This window comes from Vibrio sp. 1-2 (7-a) (assembly GCF_013048515.1).
Lineage (GTDB): Bacteria > Pseudomonadota > Gammaproteobacteria > Enterobacterales > Vibrionaceae > Vibrio > Vibrio diabolicus.
In genome coordinates this window covers 1250380-1267632 of the sequence record NZ_VHSQ01000001.1, presented here as the reverse complement: position 1 = coordinate 1267632, position 17253 = coordinate 1250380, and the positions used below count along the sequence as shown (strand labels likewise).

At 41.8% G+C, this 17253-nt stretch carries 9 protein-coding genes; all 9 read left to right on the top strand.

The window, feature by feature from the left end:
* Positions 1–31 precede the first annotated feature (31 nt).
* Positions 32–904, top strand: a complete 873-nt coding sequence (locus FKN08_RS05610; RefSeq protein WP_047009910.1) for a hypothetical protein — start codon at positions 32–34, stop codon at positions 902–904.
* A 91-nt stretch (positions 905–995) separates the two neighbouring features.
* Entirely contained in the window at positions 996–1487 is a 492-nt protein-coding gene (locus FKN08_RS05605; protein WP_047009909.1) for a hypothetical protein, read from the top strand.
* Positions 1484–1840, top strand: coding sequence for a hypothetical protein (locus tag FKN08_RS05600; protein ID WP_052764196.1), 357 nt, complete (start codon positions 1484–1486; stop codon positions 1838–1840). The genes FKN08_RS05605 and FKN08_RS05600 overlap by 4 nt, the downstream gene beginning before the upstream one ends.
* Positions 1831–2529, top strand: coding sequence for a hypothetical protein (locus tag FKN08_RS05595; protein ID WP_170891506.1), 699 nt, complete (start codon positions 1831–1833; stop codon positions 2527–2529). Before FKN08_RS05600 ends, FKN08_RS05595 begins: the two co-directional genes overlap by 10 nt.
* Before the next feature lie 63 nt (positions 2530–2592).
* The gene (locus FKN08_RS05590; RefSeq protein WP_170891505.1) at positions 2593–3462 is read left to right on the top strand and encodes a viperin family antiviral radical SAM protein; all 870 of its coding nucleotides are present in this window, start codon (positions 2593–2595) and stop codon (positions 3460–3462) included.
* Between the two features lie 505 nt (positions 3463–3967).
* Positions 3968–6154 (top strand): AAA family ATPase, encoded by a 2187-nt coding sequence (locus FKN08_RS05585; RefSeq protein ID WP_212762627.1) that lies wholly within the window; start codon positions 3968–3970, stop codon positions 6152–6154.
* A 5-nt stretch (positions 6155–6159) separates the two neighbouring features.
* Positions 6160–7452, top strand: coding sequence for an McrC family protein (locus tag FKN08_RS05580; protein ID WP_170891504.1), 1293 nt, complete (start codon positions 6160–6162; stop codon positions 7450–7452).
* A gap of 115 nt (positions 7453–7567) precedes the next feature.
* Positions 7568–10933, top strand: a complete 3366-nt coding sequence (locus tag FKN08_RS05575; protein ID WP_170891503.1) for an STY4851/ECs_5259 family protein — start codon at positions 7568–7570, stop codon at positions 10931–10933.
* Between the two features lie 14 nt (positions 10934–10947).
* Positions 10948–17148 carry a DEAD/DEAH box helicase gene (locus FKN08_RS05570; protein WP_170891502.1) on the top strand — a complete coding sequence of 2067 codons (6201 nt, stop codon included), beginning with the start codon at positions 10948–10950 and terminating at the stop codon, positions 17146–17148.
* The last annotated feature ends 105 nt before the right edge of the window (positions 17149–17253 follow it).

Below are 17253 nucleotides of genomic sequence, written 5' to 3'. Positions count from 1 at the left end.
CCAAACTAACAACAAGTAAGTGTGCAGTGGCATGAGTGAATCGAAGAACAACAAATGGTTTAAATCAGTGGTAATTCTGGTCATTTTTGCCATTGCAATGAGCCAGCTTTTAGAAAAAACCTTAGTTTGGAATTATCAGGAAGACAGCATCACTGGCGCTTTCACCATCTATGGCATAGCAAGAGCGTTAAATGCTGCGATATCCATGCTGCAGGGTACCGATATCAGTGTTGTGGTTGTGTCGGTATCTGTCGGAGAGTTACTTGACCCAATTAATGACCTGATCGAAAGGTTCTCATGGATTGTGATGATGGCAATTGCATCACTAGGCATTCAAAAAGTCCTGCTATCTGTCGTGGTATCAAAGGCGGCAAATTTATTGATAGGAGCGGTTGTTGCTGGATATCTCGCGACACTGTGGTACAAGCCATTCGCTAAGTATCGTAATGTCAGCTTCAAAGCCATCTGTATTCTGTTCTTTATCCGTTTTTCTCTCTCAATGGTCTTCATATGTAACTTTGCGCTGGATGTTTACTATTTTAGCGATCAGAAAAATACCGCACAGGCAGCATTGGTTGAGACGCAAACGGTTATCGCAAGTAATGCAGCTATTGCTATAGAGAACGATAGTGAGGAATCTGATGGCTGGTTTGAAAAGGCAAAAAAGACCTTTAATGAAACAAAAGGGAGTTTTACTGACGTTGAGGATAAAGTCGCTGGTATTACCGGCAGTGTAGAAAATTCCATATCATCGTTATTAGACTTGATTGTGTTTTATATATTGCAAACCGTGCTACTGCCAATCGCGTTTTTGTTTGCTTTTTATAAAGTCTTGAGGCTGATGTTAGCTATGGATTTCACAACGACAAAAGGCTCCGAAAGTGAACAACGATTGGCTGGTTAATAGGGAGAAATAGCAGCTCTTCTTATGGGTTGTAGTTAAACTTACCTGCTCTGGTAAAACAGATTATTTTAATAAAATGTTGGATAGGGATATGCAAGATAATAAAAATTTAGGTTCGTCAATTTGGAAGTGGTTAAAGTTTACGGTTAAGTGGCTTTGGCTGTTGGCTATGTTTGTAATGGGATTAGCGTTCTTTGCGCTTTTGCCAATAGTGGTATTTGAGTATTCATATTCGTTATCAGAACTGGATCTGGTTGAAACGATATTTATCGTTTTATTGGTGATGTTTGCTTACCACTATATAAAACTATGCCGCCGCACCGAAGCGCCGTTTATTCGTAAAGTCATTACCCCTTGGGTACATCAGGCGTATCTGATTTTAGTTTTCGTTCTACTTGGGGTTGCTGCAGTACAATTTTCCAAATTGGAGTTTGAAGATTTTGACACAATGCCATTGATGGATTTTGTTAGCTATGTACTGATGTCAATGACACTGTTGTATAGCTATAAGCGAATGAATAAATATCCTGGAAAGCAAGTGATAGCAGTAGAAGCAGTCGGTAAAGAAGGAGCCGTAGAATGAAACGTATCTATTTTTTAACAGGTTTCCTTTTATTATCGGTAGGGCAAACGAGCTATGCCTTTGAGCACTCTTCAGCGAAGCCGGGAGATGTGGCATTTTTGGTATCGTCATGTCAGGAATATATAGAGTTATATAAAAAGAAAGATGACCCACGCTTTGGTGCTTACCTCACAACGTCAAAAGAAGAGAGTTTTCGTGCAGGTTATTGCTTAGGAGCGGTAATGCACACGAATAATACCTGTCGTTACGGGTATGGTTCTCAATCGGTTTATCGCTCGGCAGAAGTGATTGCGTCAATAGAAGACAGTTATTACTCAGAAACCAAACTGTTGGAAGATACTGTATGCCGTTAGTCAATACCAATCAGGCGGTGCAGCAGTTGTTTGGTGTTGATGGTAAACAACTCCGTACCAAAGCGAACAGTTATTTACGCAATGGTACGATTCCGTCATCGGCAGTGGTTGATGACGGATTTTCTGATTCCGATTTGGGTATGCGAGGTAAAAAGCTGCTCAAATCCCAAGCAGTAGATTGTTTGTTTAATGCCTTAGTGTTGGATGCTTTTTTCAATGATACTAAGCATGTTAAAGAGATCTTTGAAAAAGAATCAACCAGAACTGAAGCTGCCAAACTGTGCGAAGAAGTTTTGCTCAAAGCGCAATCTGTAGATAGCAACTCAAAGTTAACCAGTGAGGCTCAACTATTCCTTCACCAGCTTAGTGATGCAAAGTTCGTCTTGCGTGATACTCGACTAATCAGCCCGTTTGTAGAGCAGCGACTACCGCAAATGGATATCGCTATGCTGAATACTGGGTTGCTCTACCATTTACTTCGTTCCCAGCGTTTAGCGCTTTCTCATAAAGAGTCACTGCTTCTTTGCTTATTGGAAGACGATCTTGCTGGTGCTGTGAGTATCGCTGACCAATTAGATGGGGCATTACTGGCCGATGATCACCTATTAGCCGCTTTGGTTATGCGGGTTCGCCAAGACTTTCAGGAAGCACAATCTTTTAATTCTCTATTAAATATCCTGCCTGACTAAAAAACGCTTTTTTGTGCAGTGCACAAATCAACACTACTCCTACTGACCAAAAGGAGTAGTGTTATGAACAAAGCAAAACAACTTGTAATCAATTATCACATCACTGAAAAATGTAATTACGACTGTCATTACTGTTACGCCAAATGGGCGAAACCCAACGAACTTCATCGAAACCTGGATGACATGAAGTTAGTGCTAAATAGACTGGCTGATTACTTTCTTTCTCCCAATTCCATTCAGCAACAACTTGGATATCAACGCGTTCGCCTGAATTTTGCCGGTGGTGAGCCATTGCTGTTAAAGCAACGCTTTATCGATGCGTTAGATTACGCAATAGAGTTGGGCTTTGATACCTCGATAATTACTAACGGTCATTTAATTACTGACGAATTTATTGCTCAGCATTCCCATAAACTTCAGATGTTAGGGATTAGCTACGATGCCTGTAGCTTGGATGTTCAGCAGAAAATAGGACGAGCAACCGCTTCAGGAAAGGTGTTGTCTCCAGAACGCTTACAGTCAACCTTTCAACAAGTTAAAACGGTTTCCCCTAAGACAGAGCTCAAAATCAATACAGTCGTCAATCAATTTAATACCGAGGAAGACTTCAACGCTTTAATGGAAGCTATTCAGCCTAACAAGTGGAAAGTTTTGCGAGTTTTACCTGTATTTGATTCCATCCAAACCATCAGTGATCAGCAGTTTGATGCTTTCGTTAAACGTCACCAATCGGTGTCTCATTTGATGTCAGTTGAGAATAACGACTCAATGACAAACTCCTATCTAATGCTTAGCCCAGACGGCTCATTTTTCCAGAACGGTAATGGTTCACAAGGCTATTTTAAAAGCCGTCCTCTGATTTGCACACCAATAGAAACCGCTTTAGCTGAGACGGGCTTTGATGTTGCCAAGTTCGCGCAACGTTACAAGTAGGAGGCTATATGAACGCTAAATATGTGAGCGTGAACGGTGGTTCAAAAATAGAAATTGTCGCCTCTAAGGTGTCACCGGTAATAATGGACAAGGCAAAGACGTTAGTGACAAAAATATTTTCTGACGAGGTTCGTCGAGGTGCAAGACCTAAGGTGATACGACGAAATAAAAGATGGTTAAGTTATAGGATAAACAGACGATACCGTTTGTTAGTAAAGCGCAGGTGTTCGACTGTTGGCCCGTACTACTGCATGAGCCACAACGAGTTTGATAAGTGGGTGAACCACCATTAACACATAAAAATTGAGTCAATGATATTCAATGAGTTCCCCGTTGTGAGATCTGATGCAACCATTTGGGCAGTCCTTGTTTTAAATCGAACTTCGTAATGTAAAGTAATTTATGTTATGCCTGCGATTTAGTATTGATGAAGTTTCGTAGGCATAAAGTTTGTGGCTCCTGTGACAGTAGGCTAGTGAAAACGAACAATAAAACGAGAACAAAAATGACCACTGAAAACAAACAAAACAGAGTTAAAAAGCAAAAAGAATTGTGGGATGCGTTCTTAATGCGTTGGCCAATTGAAAAGCTTAAAGAACTGACGTTGGAACAATACGTTTCAACGGATGATCAAGATACGTTTACCTATTGGTTAGAGACGAAAACGAGAGCGCTAGGGTCGATAAAAGGGAATACATCCGCAAAGTTTGGTATCTACAAGCGTAGTGGAGTTGCGAAAAAGCAAAATGGTATCGAACATGGTGACGTGTATAGCTGGCGTACGCGATATGGTCAGACACAGGACGAAGTTTTTAAAAGTGTGATAACTAAACTTACAGGTGTCGTTGATGCAGCCCAGCGCGGGGACTTAAATGCTATTGATAAAGTTGATTTTTCACCAATGGTGAAATGGAAGCTTGCATTCTTATATCAAAACCGAGAAAACCCAGTACTAATTAATACATTTTCAAAAACAATGTTGGAGGCTTTAACCAATTCCGACCATAAAGCACCATATCCGAGGATGTACTCAGAGTTAATACAACAAAAAGGAAATAGAGACCTATTAGAGTTTGGATTGGAATGCTGGAAAAATTTTTATCAGAAGCAGAAAGAGATAGAGCAATTACCAATTAACCAAATCTTGTACGGCCCCCCAGGTACGGGAAAAACCTATCATACGATTGAAGCTGCGGTGAATGCTGCTGAGCCTGAATTTGCTTGGGACACTAGGGAAGAGTTAAAAGCTGAGTATGATCGTTTAGTTTCTGATAAACGAATTCGTTTTGTTACCTTTCACCAGAGTTATGGATATGAAGAGTTTGTTGAAGGGTTAACAGCAGAAAATACGGAAGACAAACAAATAGCCTATAGCGTAAAAGATGGTGTTTTTAAGTCGATATGTGATGATGCCTCCGTATCAGAGAAGCAAGTGAGTTCTGAAATAAAGAGTACGGGCCGAGTCTGGAAATTGTCGATTGAGGGTACATATAAAAACGAAGCGAAGACTTATTGTTTTGAACATAATATCGGAGCAATTGGCTGGGCTGAAACAGGTGATCTTTCTCTTGAGGAGAGAAATCAGTATTTCTCCAATCTAGGCTCGAATAACCAAAATTCTTTGCTCTATTTTACCAATGAAATGGCGAAAGGCGACTTGGTTTTATGTATCGATAGTGCGACATCAGTTGAAGCTGTGGGAGTTGTTACTGGTGATTATCAATATAACGAATCAGGTGTTCCTACTAGAGAAGACTTTTGTCATCAGCGAGATATCAAATGGATAGCGAAAGGCTTTTCCGTCGATTTTAAGTCTATCAATGGTAATAAGCAGTTTAGTCAGCCTACTTGTTATCCATTGTGGCGTTTATCCGTTAATGATGTCTTAAGTCATCTTCAAGCTTATGACGTCGATATACATGAGTTCGATGATGAAAATAATACACAGTCAAAAAATAACTATGTTCTAGTTATTGATGAAATAAATCGTGGCAACATCTCAAAGATTTTTGGTGAACTGATTACTCTTATCGAGCCTTCAAAACGTAAAGGAGCATCAGAAGCTCTTGAGCTTGTACTACCAAATTCCGGCAAGCCATTTTCAGTCCCAGACAACTTGTTTTTAATTGGCACGATGAACACCGCTGACCGATCTTTAGCTATGATGGATACAGCGCTTCGACGCCGTTTCGATTTTGTTGAAATGATGCCAAAGCCAGAAGTCTTCGAAAATACCAATAAGCTTCAAGGTATTGATCTACAGAAGTTACTTCAGGTTCTTAATCAACGTATAGAAATACTCTATGACCGTGAACATACATTAGGTCACGCATTCTTTATGCCTGTCAAAGAACTGGCGGATGCTGGTGAAGAAGAGCAGGCGTTTTCTGCATTAGTTTCCGTTTTCCAGAATAAAATCATTCCTCTACTTGAGGAATACTTCTTTGAAGATTGGAGCAAAATTCGTTTGGTTTTAGCTGACAACCAGAAAAAATCTCAAGAGCTTCAGTTCGTCTCTGAACAAGTTCAGAACACTCAGCAGTTAAACGATTTATTTGGCAACAACCACGAGTTGGAACAATATGGTCAGTCCATCACCAAATATACGCTAGCTGATAAAGAGGCTGATGTTTGGAACAAACCTGAGTCATATATTGGTATTTATACGACGTTAGTTAGTTCAGCCGAGTAACTGCTATGCATACGACGGTTTTTGAATACGGCTATTTGACGTCACAAGAAGTCGATCAGACTGTACTTAAGACTTCTCGAATATCTGAGAATGCCTATAACTATCTCAAAGAGGTTTGTTTAGGCTCTGAAGAGGGAAGTGTAGGGAAATGCCTGAACTTAACCAAGCGTTATGGCTATGAGCTGATTCAGGTAAAAAACTATGTGGGTGTTTTGTTTACACCTACTGGTGAACATATCGAAGTACTACCTAAGATTGGTATAAAAAAAGAGAACTCAAAATTGTCAGTGGAAGAATCACGAGAAATGCTCTTGATGATGCTTCAACATTTGGGTTCTTTCCGTCATGTGTCGACCAACCAAGCGAATATTGCGAGCAAGAAAATGCCTCTGCTAGAGGTGTTTATCAACCAGTTCTTACAAGCCGTAAATTCTTTAGTGAAGAAGGGGCTAAAAAGTGACTATGTCACGCAGGTTGAAAACCTCAATTATAAAAAGGGTAAGCTGCTAACTGCTCAACAGGTAAAACACAATCTGGTGAATAAGCATAAGTTCTACGTTGAATACGATGAGTATCTGATTAACAGACCCGCTAACCGCTTAATTAAAACAGCACTACAAAAACTCACACGCTATGTCATGTTGGCATCCAATCAAAAACTATTAAGAGAATTGCAGTTTGCTTTCGTTGAAGTACCAGAGAGCAAATTCATCAAACAAGATATCAATGCCGTTAAGTTAGACCGCGGAATGCTTGATTACCACGTTCCTCTAGCGTGGGCAAAGCTAATCCTGGACGGTTTTTCTCCATTGAGCATGAAAGGAGATCATGGCGCTATATCTTTGTTGTTCCCAATGGAAGCAGTATTTGAAAGCTACGTAGCTTCGGTTTTGCGAGAACAATTAATTGAAGGTGCTTCCCTGACGGCTCAAGCTTGCTCTGAGTATTTAGTAATACACAACAAACGAAGCCAGTTTCGGCTTAAGCCCGATTTGCTAATAACCAAGCAGGATAATCCGTTGATTGTACTCGATACTAAGTGGAAACTCATTGACCTGGACGAATATCATTATGGTATTTCGCAAGCTGATTTGTACCAAATGTTCGCCTATGGGCAAAAGTATTTAGGTGGCGAAGGGGACCTATTCTTGATCTACCCTGCACATGAGGATTTTACTAAGCCTATAGAACACAGCTTTAATTTTAGTAACTCATTAAAGCTTTGGGTCGTGCCGTTTATTTCTGATTTACAGGGAAAAAGTCGTCTAATTTGGCCTGAAACTTTTTCGTTCGATTGATTAATTTCGTAAGCTTACAAACATCACTCATCTTTTAAATAACGTAAATTACTTAATATAAAAATAGATTTTAAGCGGTTTCACCAAAGGATATAACACTACGTCAAGGCTTATTATGCAAACATACAAACACATTCTTACTTCATTTCTCAACCAGAGAGAATTGAACAAGCCAAACGCTCAGCCTCTTTATAGTTACAAAGTCACGGCTGAGGAGTTTGAATCACTTAAACAGTCGTTGATTGCTAGTGTTGCGAGTAATGGAATCCACACATATTCGAATAAACCAATAAGAGAGTGGTCCGGATGTTTTGTATTGTATGCAGCAGAGTGGTGGCGCACGTCATTTCAAGGTGGAGTATGGGCTTGGGAACCTGTGTTGGAATCTTTAGGTTTACCAGCCAACGCAATTTCGCCGACACAAAGAAGTGAGATAGTTGTAAAGGGCTTAAGCTTTTGGGGAAGAAAGGTTTTAAGCAACACGAAGGGACGCATGTTACTTGGCACTGTTGCTGTCGAAGGTGGTTTACCGCAAACGCTAATCCAAGACCCTCATAGCAAGCTCGCCCATTACTTCGAACAAGTCATCCAAGATTATGGCCAGTTTGCTAACTCTCGCTTAAGTGCAGCCTCAATTGCGAAAGCACATGCGCATTACATTGCTGCATCTTATCGTGATGAAACGGTTTATAGTATTGTCGCGCAAGTCGCTGAGTCTATTTACTCTTTGGTCGATAAGCATGGCTTAGAAGAGCAGAGTGATCCGCTACATTATTTGAATACGGTCGACGCGAACTGGTCACAGAGTTTACCGTTGAATATGGAGCCTGAGGCTGCTCGGACCTTATTAGGTAACGCGCTTGGCCTTGCTGTCGAAGTTCAACGCCGTTTACCAAATTCAATTAAGGTTTTGCGTTCCTTACGTAAATCCTATTCTCATTACGCTTCTATGTTGGATGAGTTCGCGCTGGGCACTGAAGAAGTGTACCAGTGGAAGACTCAAGTTGATATCACGCTCAAGTCTCGTCTTAACGTTCAATTTTTACAGCAGCTGTTTGGTAGTGTGAATCTACCTGAGCGGATAAATCTGTTTGCAGTCGGTCAAAAGAGTTTGTTATTGGCAAAGGCGATTAAACGCGGTACTGACTCTGAGCACTATTTACTTGATGTTTATACGACGTCACTCCCAGAAGATTGGGTCGACTGCGACATACAGTTAAAAGCAACGGATGACCTTGGAAATTCATGGTATGCCCCGGTGCTGGGCGGTGCTGGATTAGATGTGAATGAACCTTGGGTATTCACCCAACACAATGATGAATGGCTGTTTAAAGATGCTGGGAATGTCACGTGTGAGGAATCAAACGCTTTAGTTTCAGTGCCTGAACCATTATCACATCTTGAACTGGGCAGTGTCGGCATTATCAAAAATCGAATTCTTTATGAAGCTAATACTCAAACTAGCTCCGAGTTTTACTTTGGAGAGTATTGTGTGTCTCTGCAGCAAGAGGATACACATTCCCTAGAATACAACTTAGTCGGTCAATCGGTTTCTTATCAAACAAACCCAAGTAAGTGCTTTATTGGCTTGCCTAGTCTTGTTGCTATCGATGAAGCTGGTCGACAAACGCCTATAGCGAACACTCAGCTTCGTTGGCGTAATACGATGTTGGAACAATGGCAAACTATGAGCACTGTACCTTTTGGTAAGGTCGATATTGCTTTATTCGAAAATAATAAACCCGTTAAGCGCTTTACAGTGGGTTTATTACCAGATGATTTTGTTATTGATTTCCAGCCAAGCCATTCGGTACAAATCGGCCAAATTGGTTTTTACTCAGAGAATCAATTGCCTTCTATCGCATTAGAGGATAATGAGCTGATCGATGTATTGCCGAGTTCTGTTCTATCTCATGCTCAAGAAGACCAGAATGAAGCAAAGCGTAGTTTGGATATGTTGAGCAGCCAAGCCCATCCACCTGCACAGATTAATGTCCGTTTATGGTGGCAAGATCAAGCAAAGTCTTTGTCGATGACTTTGCCATTTCCTGCGAAAGGCATCTGTTTGATTGGTACTCTAGGAGAAGTGGTTCGCAATGCAGACGCCATCTTAGTTGATAGGCTCAATCGCTATGAGTTGTTCAGTTACGGTGTAAATGATTCACTAGAAGTGGAATTTAAACTACAAGCTAGAGATATTCACGGTGCACTTTCTAAATCAGCATACGTTAAACGTTCTCTGCCAAAAGGCGACGCCTTGTCTGCTGGCCTTTCATTAGCGACATTCAAAGAAGATATTGACTCTCTGTTTGCTTTATCAACTTCATTAGACGCGATCGTTAAAGTTTCCGTACTCGATAATGCACATACGATATTCAATTTTAATGTTAACGCGTATGGCAACACGCTCACGCCTAACCGGGAACTATGCACGGTTGAAATTGATAACGACCACTTTATCGGGGCACTTTCTATGGTGCCACTGGATAACCCAACCTTTGCTCCGATTACTTTAGTAAAGAATGATGAACAATGGCATTTCCCTGATGAAGATGCAGCGCCAGGAGCTTGGCTTATTTATGCCGATGAGGCAGAGCAGGGAGTGCGACCGTTGATGTGGAGTAAAGATCTCGAACTCTTATCGTCGCCAGGCAATAGGCTGGAAGAAGCAGCAGCGATTGGCTCACGTAAAGATCGTTTAGATAAATTCTCGGTCGTTTGTGGTCAGCTAGCGGTTGAGTTTAATGCTCCTGAGTGGGCATATATCAAAGGGCTGTTGGCTTTTGATAGCGTTCCCTTAACCACATTTGATTTATGGCGCGGTGCAATCACTAAACCTGAGTTTATGCTTGCAATGTTGTTAAGCGCGAATAAGAAAGAAGCCGAGCGTATTTGGCAATTTAGTAAGCAGTTTCCTTTCTTATGGCACTCACTTAAAGCCCGAGATGCAATCGCGGTGATTAATGCGTTCTATGCTTCGCGTATCGAAGAGTATGGAACAGACTTTTCAGGCATCATTTGTGATCAAATAGAATCAAAATTGGACGACTTAGTCACCAGATATCACGGCTTACAAAGCCTTAAAAATCTATTGATGTATAAAATTGACTCTAGCCGAGATAAGCCATCTCTTAATCCCGCAGCCTATAAACAGCAGTTATTTGACCTACGAAATGCGTTGAACAATCAATATGATGAATCTCATTGGCCTTGCGCATTTGCAGATCACATTTTGAACAATGTCATTAACTCGGTAAATGAGCAACTATCCGGAGTCTGTTTCACCACTAAAAACCTCTATCGCAATAATGTCATGAATGCGCCTGTATTACTCGCATTATCGACTTGTGGTTCTGCTTCACTCCGTGTGACTCCAGAAGTTGTGCATGCAATGAGACAGTATAAAAGCTTCGATCCCGACTATTTTGAACAAGCATTCGCTCTTACACATCAAATGATTTTCGGCCTAGTGAATAGCTAAAAGGTAACCCAACCATGCAATATTTTGAGTCTTTAGTTGACCAACTTACCAAACGTGCGGCACGAGCTACTTTAGGGCAATTTGGTCTGCGATCTAAGCCGTTACGTGAATTCTTGTGGCAGTCGTTTTCTCAACCTCCGGGTAAAGACGGAGCTTTTCTTGCCGATCCTGTCTTTGAGGCAACATTCGGCTGGAAACCACATACAGAAAGTATGCGAGATCTTTCAGGGGGGCTTCTAAACCGCGCAATTGTAAAGGCGATGGCAAACCCACCTAAAGAGCTTGAAGAAGATTACCTATTTGATAGTAGTTGGTACCCATACTCTCACCAGTATGAGGCTTGGTCACACCTATTAGAGACCTCACCTAAGTCTGTGATTGTAAGTAGTGGCACGGGTTCGGGTAAAACAGAGTGTTTTTTGGTTCCGATTCTTAATGACATTGTCGACAGAAACAGCAAACCAGATGGTGTTGAGGCTCTGTTTCTATATCCACTCAATGCGCTAATTAACAGCCAAAGAGAGCGTCTGACAGCATGGACTCACCAGTTGGGGGATCAGGTTAAGTTCTCACTCTTTAACGGCGATACGCCGGAGTCCGTCAGTGCCGAAGAGCGCAAAAAACATCCGAATGAACAATTATCTCGCAGAGAACTAAGGGAAAGCCCAGCTCAGATTTTGGTGACGAACTCGACGATGTTGGAATACATGTTAGTTCGTCAAAAAGATGCCAATATCTTGAACCGTTCCCAGGGTAAGCTACGTTGGATCGTATTGGATGAAGCGCACACCTATATTGGTTCTCAGGCTGCTGAACTATCGTTGTTGTTAAGACGTGTGATGCATGGATTTGGCGTAACACCAGACCAAGTCCGATTTGTAGCAACATCTGCAACTATTGGTGGTGCGGATTCTGACGATGATCTAAAGGTATTCTTGGCCGATGTGGCTGGTGTCGATATGACACAAGTTCACTTGGTGAAAGGTAAGCGCGAAATTAAGCCTCTGATGGAATTAGAGCAGATCAAAGCGATGAGTCTTGATCATGTAGCGAGTATTGAAAACGAGCAACAACGCTACGATGTTTTACAAAACATACCGCCGCTGCGAACCTTAAGGCAGCGCCTCAGTGCAACAGATAATAGAATGACTCTTAACGAAATAAGCAAACTATTATCTGCAACAGAAGAGCCTCTATCTGAACAAGTTACTCTACAATGGCTCGATATATGTGCTTCGACGAAGAATGCGAATGGCGATGCATTCATCCCGTTTAGACTCCATCTTTTTCATCGTGTGGCCGGTGGCCTCTGGGCTTGTTCAAACGCTGACTGCTCGTCCAAAGTAGGTACACCTTTAGAATCTGTCGACTGGCGATTTGGTATGGTCTACATGTCGAGACGAGATAAATGCTCATGCGGCTCGCCGGTGTTTGAAATGGTCAGCTGTAATGGTTGTGGTACAAGCTTATTGGCTGCGACTGAAATAATTGACTCAGAGACGAGTCATGCCCAGCTTCATTTGACGAAACCAGACTCATCTATAGATGACTTTGCTCTGGATCTCATTGGAGAAGAAGACTTAACTAACGAAGATGACGAAGAGGTTTCTAATGAGTATGACCGCTTTGGTCTCATCTCCCCATTAAGTTTTGAAGAAACAGGTGAATATTGGATTAATAACCAGAGAGAAGTGAAAGCAGCTAAAATGCCCGGTTCGCACTTGATTCATCGAGTAGAAGGGTATCGCAAAAGCGATGGTGCTTTATCACTCCGTTGTCCGTGTTGCCAACATACAAAAATTAAGAATTTTGAGTTTTATCGCCATTTTATAAATGGTGCTCCGTTCATGTTGTCGACGGTTATCCCTACGTTATTAGAATATTGCCAAGATGGTAAGAAAGAACAATTAAAAGGTCCTTGGAATGGTCGTAGAATGATCACTTTTACCGATAGTCGTCAGGGTACTGCTCGCTTTTCTGCCAAAGCACAGCAAGACTCTGAAAGGCAGTTTTTACGTTCTACGATTTATCACTTGATTTTGGATAAAGCGATCCGAGAAAGTGGGGCGAGTTCAGCTTCTAGTCCAGAGCTGGAGCAATACCAAGCGATGCTCAAAATGGCAATCGAGAATGGCAATGAAGGTATGGTTGAGTTCGTTGAAGGTAAAATCTCGGAACTCGTTGGTAGCTCCTCAAAGCCAGTTACGGTCAATTGGTTAGAAGTGGAAGACTTCTTAGCGGAACAGAAAGAAGTGCAGTTGTGGATCAAAAAATTCTATGAGCATTTTGATGACCGAATGGACATGGTTGCGAATCCTAAGTTACTTGCTCGTTTATTGCTTTTGAGAGAGTTTAATAGTCGACCGAAAAGACAGAATACGCTAGAAACCATGGGATTAGTCTGTATGGAGTACCCAGTGCTGGATAAAAAGGCGAATTCAGCTCCGAGTGAGTGGTTGAGACGTTTTGACAGTGCAGACGAAGCGCGTGCAGAGTGGGTAAACTTCTTGACTGTCGCAGTAAATTTTCATGTGAGAAGCGTGAAAGCTGTGAGGGTTACTGATGAGCAGATTAACTGGATCGGTGCTAAATATTCTCCAGCTTTCTTAGTAGGGCAAGATGAACCTACCCATATTTGGAATGTAGAGGCATGGCCCAAAATTAGGCGTAATGGTTCACGACAACCAAGATTAGCAAGGTTGGTTGCAACAGCTCTAAATATGGAGTTGGATGATGCTAATTCTCGGGCTGATATCAACGAAATTTTACGCCAAGCTTGGATGGCTCTGCAGTCTTCCGTATTGACACCAAGTGGTGATGGTTATCGTTTGGAGCTTGAACAGCAAGTCAGCTTTTCTTTATTAGTGGACAAGCATCAATGTCCTCACACCCAGAAAATTATTGATAAGCCTTTGCTAGGGGTTACTCCGTATTTGAATGTATCTGGAGACCGTAACGAGCACTTGTGTAAGTCAATTTCTACACCAAGTTATCCATTCCCGTTTGGACGAGATCCAGACAGTGGAGAAACCGTTGAGCTAACCAAAGTTCGAGATTGGCAAGAGCAGCCTGAATTGATGAATGTACGTAAAGAAAATGCTTGGTCTGATATTGCTGACCGCGTTGTCGAGCGTACACCTTACTTTAGGGTTGCAGAACATTCAGCACAGCTCAAAGCAAGTCAGTTACGAGAGTATGAAAAAGAATTCAAAGCAGGGAGAATCAACGTTTTAAGCTGTTCTACAACCATGGAGATGGGGGTCGATATTGGTGGTATATCAGTAGTCGCGATGAACAATGCTCCGCCGAACCCGGCAAACTATTTACAACGTGCAGGCCGGGCTGGTCGTCGTGGGGAGAGTAAATCTATTGCACTTACGTTATGTAAGTCGACACCACATGGTGAACATATCTTTTCGAATACACGTTGGGCATTTGATACAGAGATTAAAGTTCCGAATGTATCCTTATCCAGTGATTACATTGTTCGTCGACATGTGAATTCGTTATTACTTGCAACATTTTTAAATCGAGTCTTAAAGTCAGAAAATTCGCTGAAGCTGAATTGCGGGAATTTCTTTAAGTCTGATCATGGCTCAGCGGCTTCTCAAGCGGAGCAGTTTGTTGACTGGTGTGTGAATGGTGCATTAGAGCTTGTACAAGAAGGCCTTGATACTTTGCTTCGTCGTACATCTCTCGATGCGACATCACGTATCGAAATACTAGATGCCTCTGCTACACACATGAAGCAAATTGTTGAACGTTGGGTAGCTGAGCATCAATTGTTAAAAGATCAATCTAATAGCTTGGAAGATAATCCTGATTCCCTCTCGACTGCGCAAGCTGCAGTTGAAAGTCAAATTCAACGCTTAGAAGGTGAGTTTTTACTGTCCGAGCTAGCTCGGAAAGGCTTCTTACCTGGCTACGGTTTCCCAACGGATGTTGTTTCTTTAAATACAGACCACGTCAAAGTGATCGAAAGGCGTAAGCGCAACATCAAGATGAAGCAAGATCAAATTAGTGACAAAACATCCCGTAAAGACAATCTTTACAGCGCAAAAGGTTTCCCATCTCGCGATTTGTCTGTCGCAATTCGTGATTATGCGCCGGGTAATGATGTTGTTATTGATGGGCGTGTTTATCAGTCTAAGGGGGTCTTGTTGAATTGGCATAGCCCCGCATCCGTTGATCAAGTCAAAGAGATTCAAGCGTTGAGATGGGCATGGCGATGCGACAAGTGCGGAGCAAGCAATACTTCTTCTTTAAGACCTGATAAATGTGAATGTTGTGGTAATGAATTTGATTTGACTGATGGCAACACGAAAGAGCATATCCATCCATACATTCAACCCGCAAGCTTCGCAGTGGATATTAGAGATGAGCCCCACAATGACATTTCTCGGCTGAACCACGTACCTTTCAATGACCCTTGGGTAACGGTAGATAGTTCAGAGTGGCGAGAAGTGAGTGTGAACCCCGGCGCATCTTATCGTTCTAGTCATAATGGGCATGTGTATTACTACAGTGCTGGGCCTGTGAACAAAGGTTATGCGCTTTGCCTTGAGTGTGGTCGCATGGAGGCAATGCCAGAAAGTGAAGATAAATCGCCGAAAGACGTATTAATGGGGCACACTCGTTTACGAGGAGGTAAAGGACATTTAACTAGTTCGAGCGAAGTATTATGTGGTGGTAATGATAGGGAGTTTACTGCTAAGGGGCCTTTGAAGCTCGGACATAGTACTTATACAGACGTATTCGAATTATTGTTATTTAATGAGTTGGGGAAACCACTAGTAGATAGAAGTATCGCACGTTCAGTCGCCGTATTGATGCGAAATCAGTTAGCAGAGAAACTCGGTATCAATAATGATGAAATTGGCTGTACAACTAAGCCAGTGAATTATGAGGGACGTGAAGTGCAAGCGATCGTCTTATTTGATAATGCAGCTGGCGGTGCAGGTTTCTCAATTCAAGCTTCGGACTATGTTGTCGAGCTATTAAAAGGGGCAAAAAAGATAGCTTCAAGTTGTCACTGTGATAAGGCATGTCATCGCTGTTTAGTTGATTATTCGACTCAGCATGTCCTTGATCTACTTGACCGACGTAAAGTTACTGCATATTTGAATAACGGTTTTTTCAACAATCTCAGCCTTCCTTCGGGATATGAATTATTCGACCATCATAATAGGCGTGAGCTACGCCCCCTAATGATCGCAATAGAAAAAACACTTGCCAAGGACGATGACTCTGACATCTATGTTGAATTACCTATCAGTCAATTGAGCGATTTAGGAGGGTGGCTGTTATATCAAGCATTCAGCCGTTGGGTTGCTGAACGTAAGGTAAACCTGATACTTGCAGAGGCTAAAGTTAAAGAGTTGTCACTAGAGCAAAAAGTGACGCTATCTTGGTATCAAAACCACCCTAATGTGAGGCTTTTGAGTAAATCCTTGAATGGCCAGTCCGATTACGTGGTGCTTGCATCTGTAACTAATAAGTTATATTGCTACCAATGGGGTATTCGTGAAGACGATCATGAAACTCTAGTTACTGGCGTTGGTTCTTTAGGGACGTTGGTTGACTTCGATATTACACGTCTGAACCAAAGTTCTGATGTAGAGAAAATAGTCATCGATAGTGAGTTGGATGGAAAAGCTTCTGAGTTCGGATTTAAGTTCTGGTCCCACGTATTTAAATGTTCCCCGGCATTGATGGCACTAATGGAAAATCAGGTTATTGAATCTGTAACGTACTCAGATCGTTACCTTGCGGCTACCTTACCATTCTCGCTCTGCTTTAATGCGCTGAAGTTTATAGGAGAGCATTACAAAAGTTGCCAGATAGAAATCAACACAGGTGAATTGGCGCGAGGTTACAGGCCAGCAACGGTACAAGATAACTTTTACGACGATTATTCACGAGATAAGGTTGTGAGTTTGGCGCTAGAGAGTACGGCGGCAAATATCAGTTTTAAAACAGCTCCGAAGTACAAGCTACCACATTCAAGAACGCTAGTTTTATCGTTTGATAATGGACGTCAGGTGACATTGTGGCTCGATCAAGGTTTTGGTTACTGGTATGCAGACAAGCGTTTGTCCGAAAATCATTTACCGCATAATCTTTATGATGAAGAACACGCAAAGATTATTGTGGAAGGACAATCTCAATTATCCTCAGGAAATTTCCCAACAGATATCTTTGTCTCATTTTCCTAATTCTAACTTTATGAGTTGGAGGTAGAGTGATTAGTACCTCCAATTTTAATTTTTGTCTCGGGGCTTCTAATGAGAGGCATTAGGCTCGAAAGCATCGAATGATCT